10 protein-coding genes are annotated in these 13831 nt (G+C 63.8%); 6 read left to right on the forward strand and 4 right to left on the reverse strand.

The window, feature by feature from the left end:
- The first annotated feature begins 162 nt into the window (after positions 1-162).
- The 5 genes from AC04SF_RS14185 (at position 163) to AC04SF_RS14205 (ending at position 6099) form a co-directional block, all read left to right on the forward strand.
- Positions 163-1611: an APC family permease gene (locus AC04SF_RS14185; RefSeq protein ID WP_488478306.1), complete on the forward strand. Its 1449-nt coding sequence runs from the start codon at positions 163-165 to the stop codon at positions 1609-1611.
- A 78-nt stretch (positions 1612-1689) separates the two neighbouring features.
- Positions 1690-3177: an aldehyde dehydrogenase gene (locus tag AC04SF_RS14190; protein ID WP_488478307.1), complete on the forward strand. Its 1488-nt coding sequence runs from the start codon at positions 1690-1692 to the stop codon at positions 3175-3177.
- A gap of 255 nt (positions 3178-3432) precedes the next feature.
- A complete protein-coding gene (locus AC04SF_RS14195) occupies positions 3433-4287 on the forward strand; it encodes a MetQ/NlpA family lipoprotein (RefSeq protein ID WP_488478308.1) in 855 nt (284 codons plus the stop codon).
- A gap of 86 nt (positions 4288-4373) precedes the next feature.
- Positions 4374-5462, forward strand: coding sequence for a methionine ABC transporter ATP-binding protein (locus tag AC04SF_RS14200; protein WP_488478309.1), 1089 nt, complete (start codon positions 4374-4376; stop codon positions 5460-5462).
- Positions 5443-6099, forward strand: coding sequence for a methionine ABC transporter permease (locus tag AC04SF_RS14205; protein ID WP_488478310.1), 657 nt, complete (start codon positions 5443-5445; stop codon positions 6097-6099). The genes AC04SF_RS14200 and AC04SF_RS14205 overlap by 20 nt, the downstream gene beginning before the upstream one ends.
- A 273-nt stretch (positions 6100-6372) precedes the next feature.
- Here the strand turns inward: AC04SF_RS14205 and AC04SF_RS14210 are convergent, their stop codons facing one another.
- The 4 genes from AC04SF_RS14210 to AC04SF_RS14225 all read right to left on the reverse strand — a co-directional run bounded on the left by AC04SF_RS14210 (position 6373) and on the right by AC04SF_RS14225 (position 12294).
- The gene (locus tag AC04SF_RS14210; protein WP_488478311.1) at positions 6373-7488 is read right to left on the reverse strand and encodes an aminomethyl transferase family protein; all 1116 of its coding nucleotides are present in this window, start codon (positions 7486-7488) and stop codon (positions 6373-6375) included.
- A 64-nt stretch (positions 7489-7552) separates the two neighbouring features.
- Positions 7553-8326: an ABC transporter substrate-binding protein gene (locus AC04SF_RS14215; protein WP_488478312.1), complete on the reverse strand. Its 774-nt coding sequence runs from the start codon at positions 8324-8326 to the stop codon at positions 7553-7555.
- Positions 8327-8450: 124 nt separating this feature from the next.
- Positions 8451-10193 (reverse strand): hydantoinase B/oxoprolinase family protein, encoded by a 1743-nt coding sequence (locus tag AC04SF_RS14220; protein WP_488478608.1) that lies wholly within the window; start codon positions 10191-10193, stop codon positions 8451-8453.
- Between the two features lie 16 nt (positions 10194-10209).
- Complete coding sequence (locus AC04SF_RS14225) at positions 10210-12294, reverse strand: hydantoinase/oxoprolinase family protein (protein WP_488478313.1); 2085 nt, start codon at positions 12292-12294, stop codon at positions 10210-10212.
- Positions 12295-12514: 220 nt separating this feature from the next.
- On the opposite strand from AC04SF_RS14225, the gene AC04SF_RS14230 reads away from it, so the two are divergent.
- Positions 12515-13342: a ferredoxin--NADP reductase gene (locus AC04SF_RS14230; RefSeq protein WP_488478314.1), complete on the forward strand. Its 828-nt coding sequence runs from the start codon at positions 12515-12517 to the stop codon at positions 13340-13342.
- Positions 13343-13831: the final 489 nt, after the last annotated feature.

Raw genomic sequence — 13831 nt, forward strand, 5'->3', positions numbered from 1 at the left:
ACGGGCCAATCAATTAACGTGTGAATTAACTTGACAGGAAGCCGCCTTGTTTGCAAGTCTATATTCAAAATAAGGGTTCAAATAATGAACCGACATCCAGAGCGTATGGGACAGGCCAAGCGGCCGGCGGACCGACTCCCGGTTTGCAAACAGGAGGGACCAATGTCAGCAGTTTCGGAACAGGCGCCGGCCAACAGGCTGCGCAAGAACAGTCTAGGTGTCGGCGCCATCACCTTCATGGTGATCTCGGCGGCGGCACCCCTTACGGCGGTCGCAGGCGGCACGCCGCTCGGCATGCTGATGGGCAATGGCGCCGGCTTTGCCGGCACATATCTGATCGTGACGGTGCTGCTGCTTTTGTTCGCGGTCGGCTATGTCGCCATGTCGCGCCATGTCGGCAATGCCGGCGCCTTCTATGCCTACGCCGCGCGCGGCCTCGGCGGTCTCGCGGGCGGCGCCACGGCGCTGATCGCCATCCTGTCCTACAATGCCATGCAGATCGGCGTCATGGGTCTGCTGGGTGCGGCCACATCGGGGCTGTTCGCCGGCTGGGGCATCAACCTGCCCTGGTGGGTGTGGAGCTTCATCGCCATCGCCATTGTCGCCGTGCTCGGCTACCGCCAGGTCGACCTGTCGGCCAAGATCCTGACGGTGCTGGTTCTCTGCGAATATGCCGTGGTGCTGATCCTCGATCTGACGATCCTTCGGACCGGCGGCGACAGCGGCCTGTCGGCCGCGCCGTTCAGTTGGAGCCAGATCACATCAGGTGCGCCGGCCATCGCCATCCTGTTCTGCTTTGCCGCCTTCATCGGCTTCGAGGCGACGACGATCTATGCCGAGGAAGCCCGCGACCCCAAAGTCACAATTCCGCGCGCCACCTATTTCTCCGTGCTTTTGATCGGCGTCTTCTACATGGTCACCGCCTGGCTGATGGCGGTCGGCGCCGGCGTCGACAAATTGCTGCCGGCGCTGCAGGGCCTGCAGGATCCGACGACCTTCCTGTTCGGCCTCTCCGACCGCTACGCCGGAACGCTGCTGACCCACGCCATGAGCATCCTGTTCGTGTCGAGCCTGTTTGCCGGCGTGCTGGCCTTCCACAATGCGGTTGCCCGCTACATCTATGTGTCGGGCCGCGAGAAGCTGTTGCCGCAGTCGATCGGCGTGACGCATTCGGCGCATCAAAGCCCGCATGTCGCCTCGGTGATCCAGAGCGTGCTGGCGGCTGTCGTCGTCGGGCTGTTCGCCGTGCTCGGCCTCGATCCGGTGCTGGCGCTGTTTTCCTGGCTGACCAATGTCGCGACGCTCGGCGTCATCGTCATGATGGCCGTCGCCTCGCTCGCCGTGGTGATGTATTTCCGCGCCAACCCGTCGGCGCAGGAAAATGCGGTGAAGACCACCATCCTGCCTGGGCTGACCTTCGTCGCCTTCGTCGTCATCATCTATCTGATCGTCATCAATTTCGGCAGCCTGTCGGGAGCCGGCGGCTTCCTCGGTGTTTTCCTGCCGGGGCTGGTGCTGATCGCCGCGGTAGTCGGCCTGCTGCTGGCCGGCGCCTTGCGGGGCCGCGACCCGGTCGCCTTCGAGAGCCTCGGCCTGCCGCTGAAGGATTGAGCGAAACATCGTATCGAGACCGATGCAGGGCGGCGCAACACGCTGCCCTGCAATCCATTTACCTCAAGCGAGACAATTATGATCAGCCAGAATGCCATCAACACCCTGCGCAACATAGAAATCGGGGCGCGCGGCCAGTTCATCGATGGCGCACAATCCCAGGGAACGAGCGGCGCGACATTGCCTGTCATTTCGCCGATCGATGGCCGCGTCTTCGCCAGCATCCCCGACGGCAATGCCGCCGATATCGAGCGCGCGGTGAAATCGGCGCGCAGAGCATTCGAGAAGGGTTCGTGGTCGCGCGCCGCCCCTGCCTTCCGCAAGAAGGTGCTGACAAAGCTCGCCGAGCTGATCGAGAAGCATGTCGACGAGTTGGCGGTGCTTGGCGTCCGCGACAACGGCACCGAGATCGGCATGGCCTATAAGGCCGAGCCGCTGTCGGCCGCCGGCACCATCCGCTACTACGCCGAGGCGATCGACAAGGTCTATGGCGAGATCGCGCCGACGGCCGAGAACGTGCTGGGGCTGATCCACAAGGAGCCGCTTGGCGTCGTCGGCGTCATCGTGCCGTGGAATTTCCCGCTGATGATCGGCGCCTGGAAGATCGCGCCCGCCCTTGCCGCCGGCAATTGTGTGGTGGTCAAGCCGCCGGAGATCGCCTCGCTGACGCTGCTGCGGCTGGCGGAGATGGCTGCCGAGGCCGGCCTGCCCGCCGGCGTGCTCAATGTCGTGACCGGCCGTGGCGCGGTCACTGGCGAAGCGCTTGGCCTGCATATGGATGTCGACGCCATTGCCTTCACCGGTTCGGGGCCGGTCGGCCGGCGGCTGCTCGACTATTCCGCCCGTTCCAATTCGAAGCGCGTCTTCCTCGAACTCGGCGGCAAGTCGCCCAACATCGTCTTTGCCGATGCGCCTGATTTGAAGCAGGCCGCGGTCGTCTCGGCCAATGGCATTTTCCGCAATTCCGGCCAGGTCTGCGTCGCCGGCTCGCGCCTGCTTGTGCAATCGCCGGTCTATGACCGCTTCATGGAGGAACTGCTTTCGGCAACGACGCGGCTCAGGGTTGGCGATCCGCTCGATCTCTCAAGCGATATCGGCGCGGTGTCGAGCGCCGAGCAGCTCGACAAGAATCTTGGCTTCGTCACCAAAGCAAGGGAAGAAGGCGCAAGGCTGGTCACCGGCGGCGAGCGGATCCTGGCCGAGACCGGCGGCAGCTACATGGCGCCGACGATCTTCGAGAATGTGACGCAGGATATGCAGCTTGCGCGCGAGGAGGTGTTCGGGCCGGTGCTTGGCGTCATGCGCTTCGACACCGAGGAAGAGGCCGTGCGGCTTGCCAATTCGACCGTCTACGGTCTGGCCTCGGCGGTGTGGACATCAAACCTGTCCACGGCGCACCGCATGGTGCGCGCCATCCATGCCGGCGTCGTCCACGTCAACACCTATGGCGGCGCCGACATCACCGTGCCGCTCGGCGGCGTCAAGCAGTCCGGCTTCGGCCGCGACAAGTCGCTGCACGCGCTGGAGAAATATCTCGAATTGAAGACCGCCTGGATCGCGCTTTGAGACCGGCAGCAGTGTCGGGCTCCAGCCGAATCTGATCTTCCCGTCCAAGGCGTACCGGATCGCAGCGCGGCGCCGCTGCGGTCGGTCCGGTGCGGTCTTGTGCTCCATGTCTTGGAATTTTTGAGAGAATATTCCCGGCATCGAGGACAAAGGCGAAACACGTTCTTTGATAAAATCGATAGAATTTCTGACGATGTGTCCAAGCCTAGGCAATCCGCCTTGCTGCCATGACTTCACAACCGCAGAGATTCAGACATGTCCGACGTCAACAACACTTTGCCCTCTTCCCTTTGGTCAACCATCAACCGGCGCAGCGGCCTTGCTCTGCTGTTCGCATCGGCGGTCGCGGTCGGCAGCCTGATGGCGCCGCATGCGTCCTTCGCCGAGGACAAGAAGGCGATCAAAGTCGGCATCATCAGCGGCGAGGACGAGGATGTCTGGCGCGTCGTGGTCTCCCAGGCTGTCGAAAAGGGCCTGACCATCGAGACCGTGGTGTTCAACGACTACACCCAGCCCAACGAGGCGCTCGAGCGCGGCGAGATCGACGCCAACGCCTTCCAGCACCAGCCCTATCTCGACAACCAGATCAAGACTCAAGGCTATCATATCGTGCGTGTCGGCTATACCGGCGTCTGGCCGATCGGCCTCTACTCCAAGAAGTACACGAAGGTCGCCGACCTGCCGGAAGGTGCGGTGATCGGCGTACCGAACGACCCTTCCAATGAAGGCCGGGCGCTGCGCGTGCTGCAGAACGAAGGCGTGATCAAGCTGAAGGACGGCACCGGCATTCTCGCCACCACCGCCGACATTGCGGAAAATCCGAAAAAGGTCGAGATCAAGGAACTCGACGCCGGCATCGTCGGCCGCTCGGTCGAGGATCTCGACGCCGCGGTGGTCAACACCGACTGGGCGCTGAAAAGCGGCCTGACGCCGGACAACCGCATCGCGCAGGAGCCGATCGCAGACAATCCTTACCGCAACTTCATCGCGGTGAAAGTCGGCAATGAGAACGAAGCCTGGGTGAAGACGCTGGTGGCTTCGTACCAGAACGACGCGGTGAAGGCCGAGTTCGACAAGGTCTACAAGGGCACCGGGCTCAGCGCTTATTGAGACCATCCGGGCATTGATATGCCTGCTTTGATCGGGAAGGCGGTCCGCGCAATGCGCGGGCCGCAATCGTATTTAGGGATCCGCGTATGAACCAGCATTTCACCGTAACCGCCGAGGCCGCCGACAAGGCCGGCGCATCACCACAGGACGTGGTGCGCCTCGTCGACCTGAAGCGCCGCTTTGGCGCCACTCCGGCCATCGACGGCATTTCGTTGACGGTGCGCAAGGGCGAGATCCTCGGCATTATTGGCCGCAGTGGTGCCGGCAAATCGACGCTGATCCGCTGCCTGAATGGGCTGGAGCGGCCGGATTCCGGCGAAGTGTTCATCGAGGGCCGTGAGATCAGCCGGCTCGGCGAGCGCGACCTGCAGCCGCTGCGGCGGCGCATCGGCATGATCTTCCAGCATTTCAACCTGCTGTCGGCCAAGACGGTCGAGGACAATGTGGCGCTGCCGCTGAAGATCGAGGGCCGCCCGAAGGCCGAGCGTCTGGCGCGGGCGGCAGAGCTGCTCGAGCTGGTCGGCCTGTCGGAGAAAGCCAAGGCCTATCCGGCATCGCTGTCCGGCGGCCAGAAGCAGCGCGTCGGCATCGCCCGGGCGCTCGCCGCACGGCCGGCGCTGCTTCTGTCGGACGAAGCGACCTCGGCGCTCGATCCTGAGACGACGCGCTCGATTCTGGCGCTGCTGAAAGACATCAACCGGCAGCTTGGCCTGACCATCCTTTTAATCACGCATGAGATGGAGGTGATCCGCTCGATCGCCGACCGCGTGGCGGTGATCGATGCCGGGCGCATCGTCGAGCAAGGGCCGGTCTGGTCGGTGTTTGCCGATCCGCAATCGGACATCACCAAAAGCCTGCTCGGCGCCATCCGGCCGCAGCTCCCGGCCGAACTGGCGGCGCGCTTGCTGCCGGCTTCCGGCGCCGAGACGATCCTGCGCGTGGACGTGGCGGGTGAAGCGGCAAGCGGCCCGCTGCTGTCCGACCTTGCCACTTTTGTTCCGGCCGCCTTCCGCCTCGTCCATGGCGGCATCGACCATATCCAGCAGCAGCCTGTCGGCACGCTGTTTCTGTCCGTTCCCGGCAGCGATGCAAGCCATCTCGCCGAAGTGATTACATTCCTGAAGGCCCGCCAGGCGCGGGTGGAGGTGCTTGGCCATGTCGCCAATCCTGTTTGAGCTTCTGCTGCGGTCGATCTGGGAGACGGTGCTGATGACGACCGCCTCCGGCCTGATCTCGCTGGTCTTCGGCCTGCCGCTCGGGCTCGCTCTGATCGCTACCGAGCGCGGCGGCATTGCCGAGAACCTGTGGGTCAACCGCGTGCTCGGCGCAATCATCAACGGCTTCCGCTCGGTGCCGTTCATCATCCTGCTGGTGGCGCTGATCCCGCTGACGCGGCTGATCGTCGGCACTTCGATCGGCACCTGGGCGGCCATCGTGCCGCTGTCGATCGCCGCCACGCCCTATTATGCGCGCATCGCCGAAGTGTCGCTGCGCGAGGTCGACCACGGCCTGATCGAGGCGGCCCGCGCCATGGGCGGCAACCGCTGGACGATCATCCGCGAAGTGCTGGTGCCCGAGGCCCTGCCCGGTATCGTCGCCGGCTTCACGGTGACGCTGGTGACGCTGATCGGCGCCTCGGCCATGGCCGGCGCCATCGGCGCCGGCGGTTTGGGCGATCTCGCCATACGGTACGGCTATCAGCGGTTCGAGACGTCGGTGATGATCGCCGTGGTGATTGTGCTGATTGTTCTGGTGTGCGGCATCCAGTGGGTGGGGGACCGACTGGTGGCGAAGTTGGATCGGCGGGGGTGATGAGCCGGCTGAATATTCGGATCGACCGAACCTTCTCACTGAACGATCTTACCATTGGCGCCGCCCCTCACTGTCCTGCCGGACATCTCTCCCCGTAGAACGGGGAGAGAGAGGCTGGCCGCGACGCCGGCATCCTTGCAACGCTGACGATTGGCGAAGTCGGCGACGGAGCGCCCCTCTCCCCGTCACTATACGTGGAGAGGATGCCGGCAGGCAGGTGAGGGGCGGCGCGAACGGCTGGTCGCTATAACGCTGTGGGACTCGCGGCACAGGCTAAGCCCGCAACCTTACCCCCTCCGGATCGAAGAACGGCATCGGCGCCACCACGGCGCGCGTCGACTTGCCATCGATGTCGATGCTGAGTTCGGTGCCAACACGGGTGAACGGCAGCCGCAGATGCGCGGTCGCCAGCACCTTGCCGAGCGAATAGCCGTGGTCGCTGTAGGTGACGACGCCGGCGTCCTCGCGTTCGGCCAGTACCCTTGCATCGGTTGCGGCCGGCCTGTCGCCGTCGAGGATCAGGCCGGTCCAGCGCTCGTCGAGACCCTTGTCGCGGATTTTGAGCAGCGCTTCTCGGCCGACGAAATCGCCCTTGTCGAATTTGATCCAGCGGTCGAGGCCGACATGGAATGGCGTGCGGCTCTCGTCCATGTCGATGCCATGCGCCGGATAGGCCTTTTCCAGGCCGAGCGTGAACATCGCCAGCACGCCATAGGGTTTCAGGCCGAAGCCCCGGCCAGTCCGCATCAGGACATCCCAGACCGAGGCCGCCTCGTCTGCGGGGACAAACAATTCGAAGCCGAGTTCACCTGTCACGCCGGTGCGGGAGATCAGCACCTTTGTCTCGCCGACGCGCCCGGAGGTGAACGCCCAGCGCTTCAACCCGTCGAGATCGGCATCGCCGATCATCGCCTTCAGCAGTTCGCGCGAGCGCGGGCCCTGGATGGTCGGGAAGGCAATCGCCGCGGTGATATCGGTGACATAGGCCTTGCGCCCCTGGGCATGGTGCTGCAGCCAGGGCAGCATCTTCAGGCGGTTGACCGAGCCGGTCACCAGCATGAAATGCTCAGGCGCCAGGCGGAAAACGGTGAGGTCGTCCATGATGCCGCCATCCTCGCGGCAGACCGTGGAATAGCGGACCTGGCCCGGTTTCATCGCTACGGCATCATTGACGATGACATGGTTGACCAGCGCTTCCGCTTCCGGCCCCTTAATGTCCATCTTGCCCATGGTGCTGAGATCCTGCACGCCGATATTCTTGCGGGTGTTCAGGTGCTCGTCGGCAATGCCGGAATAGTATTTGGCCGAGATGAAATCGCCGCCGACCCGACCCATGGTCGCGCCGAGCCCGACAATGCTGCTGTAAAAAGGGGAACGCCGCTCAGCCAAGAAGGTCTCCATGATCACGAAAAACGGCGGCGCCGACCGACACCGCCGAAGGCGTTTGTTGTCCTCAGTTGCCGTAGACGTCGAAGGCAAAATATTTGTCGTTGATTTCCTTGTATTTTCCGCTGGCGCGCAAGGCGTCGATGGCGGCATTGAACTTGTCCGCCAGTTCCTTGTTGCCCTTCTGCAGGGCGATGCCGACGCCGGGGCCGTGAATGGCCGGATCGGCGGTCAGCGTGCCGAGCAGCTTGCAGCAGGCGCCGTCGGGCTTCTTCAGCCATTCGGTCAGGATGATCGAGCCATCCATCATCGCATCGAGGCGGCCATTGGCCATGTCGGTGCGGGCGTCATCGCCGGTCGGATAGGCCTTGACGGTCGAGCCCGCATATTTCTGCTCGGCGAATTTCTGGTGGATGGTGGCGGTCTGCACGCCCAGCGCCTTGCCTTTCAAATCGTCCGGCGAGGTGCCCACAATGTTCGAATCCTTCGGCACGGCGATGGCCGGCGGCGTCTGGTAGTATTTGTGGGTGAACTCGACCTTCTCGGCCCGCTCCGGCGTGATGGTGATGTTGATGATGGCATCGAACTTGCCGGCCTGGAGTGCCGGGATCGAGCCGTCGAAATCCTGCACGATGAATTCGCATTCGGCCTTCATCTCAGCACACAGCGCCTTGCCGAGATCGATGTCGAAGCCGCCCAGCGTGCCGTCGGCACTGGCGTAGTTGAAGGGGGGATAGGCGCCCTCGGTGCCGATCCTGAGCTTGTCCTGGGCGCTGGCGGCACCGGTGGCAAGCGTGAGAGCGACGGAAGCGGCAAGCACGAAACGACCGAAAAGACGCATGTTCCAGATCCCCGTTGAGGACGAGAAGTCTATGGGCTTCCATGCGTGCGGCAGAGACGGAAACGACATGTGCTGCGGCGATCACGGCGCGGTGAACGATCCGCGCCGTGGCGAATGGCGGTGTTTAGCCGGCGCGCTGCCTGTCCGTTGCCTTGCGGTCAATTGTGAGACCGTCCGCCGACAAGATCACACCGAATTTCTCGCTGGCTTCCTCTGAGGTGTAGTACCCCAGCGCCACATCACGCTGCACCTGATCGGCGTCGCGCTCGCGCGGATCGCCATAGCCGCCGCCACCCGGCGTGCCGACGCGCACGCGGTCGCCGGCCTTCAACGGGATGTCCTGCTCCTTGGAGAGATGCGGCGGCACATGTTCCTCGCCATTGCGGAACACGGTGACGGTGTTGACCGCGCCATCGCTGCCGCCAAGCGCGCCTTGCGGGCCGAAACGGCCGTGATCCATGACGAAGGAGGCCCGCGCGTCACCGCGCAGGATCTCGACCTCGTAGGCGAGGCCGAAGCCGCCGCGATGCTTGCCGGCGCCGCCGGAGCCTTCGCGCAAGGCGTAGTGGCGGTAGAGCACGGGAAAGGCCTGCTCCATGATCTCGACCGGTGGCGATTTGGAAATGCCGATGGTCGAGCAGCCATTGGTCAGGCCGTCATGGCCCGAATTGCCGCCATAGCCGCCGCCGGAGATCTGGTACATGACGTAGTCGCGGCCGCGTGCTGGGTCGTTGCCGCCAAGCGCGAAATTGCCGCTGGAGCCGGCGGGCGCGGCCGTCACCTTGTCCGGCAATGCCTGCACCATGGCCGCGAACACCGCCTCGGCAATGCGCTGCGAGACTTCGGCCGCACAGCCGGACACGGGCCGTGGGTACTTCGCGTCGAGGAAGGTGCCTTCCGGCCGCTTGACGATCAACGGCTCGAAAGCGCCGGCGCTTATCGGCACGTCCGGAAAGATGTGGCGCATGGCGAGATAGACCGAGGACAGGGTCGTCGCCAGCACGCTGTTCATCGGCCCGGCGCAAGGTTTGGACGAGCCGGTAAAGTCGAAGGTCAGCGTATCGCCCTTTTTCTCGACGGCGAGCGCGATGGTCAGCGGCTCGTTGACCACCCCGTCGGAATCGACAAAGGCCTTGGAGCGGTACGTGCCGTCGGGAATGGCCCCGATGTTGGCGCGCATCTGTTCGGCGGCGCGGCGGCGCAGCTCGGCGATTGCCTTGACGACAGTTTCGTCACCGTAACGATCCAGGATTCCGTTGAGCCGGTCCTGGCCGATCAGCAGTGCGGCGGCCTGCGCCCTGATGTCGCCGATGCGCTGGTCAGCGACGCGGATGTTGGAACAGATGATGGCATAGATCTCCGGATCGAGCACGCCCTTCTTGAACAGTTTAACCGGCGGCAGCCGCAGGCCTTCCTGTTCGACGGCGGTGGCGGAGGCGGAAAAGCCACCCGGCACCGAACCGCCAATATCGGGCCAGTGGCCGGTGTTGGACAGCCAGCAGAAAATCTTGCCGCCCCTGTAGACCGGCATGGCAAAGCGCACATCCATCAGATGCGTGCCGCCGAGATAGGGATCGTTGACGATGTAGATGTCGCCCGGCTCCGGCGGCAGGCAACGGCCGTCGGCGATCATCTCGATCACCGTCCTGGTGGAATATTGCATGACGCCGACGAACACCGGCAGGCCCTGGCTGCCTTGCGCAATCAGCGAGCCGTCGGCGGCCGAGTAGATCCCGTCGGAGCGGTCATTGGCTTCCGCAATGACAGGCGAGAAGGCAGCGCGGGAAAAGGTCAAGTCCATCTCGTCGCAGACCTGCTGCAGCGCCGCCTGGAGGACCGAAAGCGTGATGGCGTCGAGCTTTGCCATATCAATGTCAGGCATCTCAGGCCTCGCCAATGTCGATGATGATGTTGCCGTCGGCATCCGATCTTGCGCGGTCGCCGGGTTCGAGGACGGTGGTGGCGTCCATCTGTTCGAGAATCGCCGGGCCTTCGATGACCGCGTCGAGCGGCAGTTTTTCGCGTGCGTAGACCGGCGTGTCGTGCCACTGGCCCGCATACCAGACCGGCCTGACCTCGCGCCGTGCTTCTTCGAGCGTCTTGGCGCGCCCGGCCGGGTCGATCAGCCGCGACAGGTCGATCGCGGGGCGCACGCCGGTGACAGAAGTGTTGAGGTTGACGAGGTTGGCGCGGATCTCCGGCAACTCGACCTTGAAGCGGGCGAAATAGGCCTTTTCGAACAGCGCTTGCAGTTCGTTGCGACCCACCGTCGAGGACGGCAGCGGCACGTTGATGATATGGGTTTGGCCGAGGAATTGCATGTCGGCGGAGTGGGTGACGCGGATCGTCTCCGGCTTGACCGCTTCCTTGCCGATCAGCTCCTCGCCTTCGTTTCGGTGCCGTTCCAATACCGCATGGAGCTGAGTTTCATCGAGCACAGCCACAGGCTGGTTGATGGTGTTGACGAAGTCATGGCGCAGGTCGGCGACGACACAGCCGAGCGCGTTGGTGATGCCGGGCCGCGCCGGCACCAGCACCCGCGGCAGGCCGAGTTCGCGCGCCAGCGCAGTGGCATGCAGCGGCCCGGCGCCGCCGAAGGCGAACAGCGCGAAATCGCGCGGATCATGGCCGCGCGACACCGAAACCATGCGGATGGCGCCGGCCATCTTCATGTTGCCGAGCCGCAAAACCGCGCCCGCCGCCTCGACGCCGGACAGGCCGGTCGCCTTGCCTATCCTGTCCTCGAAAATGCCGGTGACGCGCTCCGATGTGACCGGGTTGTCGACGGCCAGCAGCTTCTTCGGCGCGAGCCGGCCAAGCACCAGATTGGCGTCGGTGATGGTCGGCTCCAGGCCGCCGCGGCCATAGCAGATCGGGCCGGGATTTGCGCCGGCACTTTCCGGGCCGATCTGGATCAGGCCGGCGGCATCGACGCGCGCGATCGAGCCGCCGCCGGCGCCGACCGTGTGCACCGCCACCATCGGCACATGGATCGGCATGGCATATTCGATCTCGATCTCGTTGGAGACCGCCGGTTCGGCGTTGCGGATCAATGCGACGTCGGTCGAGGTGCCGCCCATGTCGTAGGTGACGAGGTTTTCGAAGCCGGCGCGCTTGCCGGTATAGGCGGCGGCGATGACGCCCGAGGCAGGGCCGGACATGACGGTCTTGGCCGATTCACGTGTGACGAAGCGGGCCGAGATCATGCCGCCATTGCCGTTCATGATCAGGAAGTCGCGGGCATAACCTTTGGCCGCCAGCTCCTTGCGAAGCCGCTCGACATAGCGTTCGAGGATCGGCTGCACCGAAGCGTTCACGGAGGCGGTGACGCCGCGCTCGAATTCGCGCGCTTCCGACAGCAAAGCGTGTCCTGTGGTGATGTAGCCGTTCGGCCAGAGCTCGGCGGCGATTTCGGCGGCGCGCCGCTCATGCAAGGGGTTGGCGTAGGAATGCAGGAAATGGATGACGAGGGATTCGCAGCCGGCCGCGATCAGCGCCTTCACCGCCTCGCGCATCCCGGCCTCATCGAGCGGCGTGCGCACCGCGCCGGAGGCCTCGACGCGCTCCGACACTTCGAGCCTGAGATTGCGCGGGATGATCGGGACGAAACTGCCGGTCATGCCATAGGGTTGCGGCCGTGTGCGCCGGCCGAGCTCGATCACGTCGCGAAAACCGCGCGTGGTGATCATGCCGGTCCTGGCCAGCCGGCGCTCCAACACCGCATTGGTGGTGGTGGTCGTGCCATGCACGATGAGGTCGATGCCGTCGATGGCAAATCCGGTGGCGCCAAGCGCTGAAACCACGCCGAAGGCCTGGTTGTCGACCGTCGTCGGCGTCTTGGCGATATGCACCTTGCCGCCGTCCTTGCCGTCGATCAGAAGCAGGTCGGTGAAGGTTCCGCCGACATCGATGCCGGCAACGACATTTCCCCGGGAATCGCGCGCTTGCGCCGGAAAATTCTCTTTCATCGTCGAAACCCGAAATGCTGGGACTACGGATATGCGTCAGTTTGGAAAGCTGTTTTAAGGTAGCATCTTGACGCAAATATCGTTTGTATACTAATAAATTCCGGACACAAGAGCTTACCGCTTTGGAGTGTGCGAACGGCACGCCGGGATCTGAACGGTCCGGGCGCGCAGGTGAAAGTTTGGCGCCCGCGTCCCTTGTTGGGCCAGAAAGTTGGATTTGATGAACACCACATCCGCTCTCAACACCGCCGGCGCCCGCCCGCTGCAGTTTCCAATTCCGGCGAATGTCTATGCCGAGACCGTCGTCTCGGTGAAGCACTACACCGACCGGCTGTTCTCGTTCCGCATCACCCGTCCGCAGTCGCTGCGCTTCCGCTCCGGCGAGTTCGTCATGATCGGCCTGCCCAATGCCGAGAAGCCGGTGTTCCGCGCCTATTCGGTGGCGAGCCCGGCCTGGGACGAAGAGCTGGAATTCTTCTCGATCAAGGTACCGGACGGCCCGCTGACCTCGGAACTGCAGAAGATCCAGGTCGGCGACACCGTCATCATGCGCCAGAAGTCGACCGGCACGCTGGTGGTCGACGCGCTGACGCCGGCCAAGCGGCTGTTCATGATCTCGACCGGCACCGGCATCGCGCCCTTCGCCAGCCTGCTGCGCGACCCCGACACCTATGAGAAATTCGACCAGCTGATCCTGACCCATACCTGCCGCGACAATGCCGAGCTGACCTATGGCCAGGAATTGGTGGCAGCACTTGAAAGCGACCCGCTGATCGGCGAGCTGACTGCCGGGCGCGTCACGCTCTACAATTCGACCACCCGCGAAGAGTCGGCCCGCATGGGCCGCATCACCGCGCTGATTGGCTCCGGCAAATTCTATTCCGACCTCGGCATCGAGAAGCTCAATCCCGAGACCGACCGCATCATGATCTGCGGCTCGATGCATATGCTCAAGGATGTCAAGGAACTCGCCGAAAGTCTCGGCTTCCAGGAAGGCTCGCTCAGCCATCCCGCGACTTTCGTCGTCGAGCGCGCTTTCGTCGGCTGAGGCCTGCTGCCCAGAACAAGCTGCCTTTCCAGGCGAATACTCAAGTCTGGATAGGCTGCTGCAATAGCTCGGGCCACTCCATCCCAACCGCAAATGCGGCAAGCGCGCGCCTCCCGTCGCGTACCAGCCATATCTGATTTCGGGCCAGGCAAGATTTGCCCCGGAACGGCACCGACGACGTCTGCCGCGTCGACCGGGCCGGCATAGCCATGGCCGGTCGAACCCTCGCTCAGAGGGACCATAGAAGTCACTTTATTGCGATGGTGCATTCAAGGCGGCCTCACGCATCCTTGAATGCTGCGGCGCAACATGACCGACTTGTAACCTGACAGGGCTGGGTCATCGGGACTACTCTTCCGGTGATCGACACGGTCGGTCCTAACCCCCAACCATCCTGAAAAGGCTTGATATTCTTGCCCGCAGGTGGACGGCATCATGACCATTTCCACACCACAGCAAGTCAGGCGAAACCGACCCATGCGTTCTCGG

It is taken from the genome of Mesorhizobium sp. CNPSo 4671, from assembly GCF_057784245.1.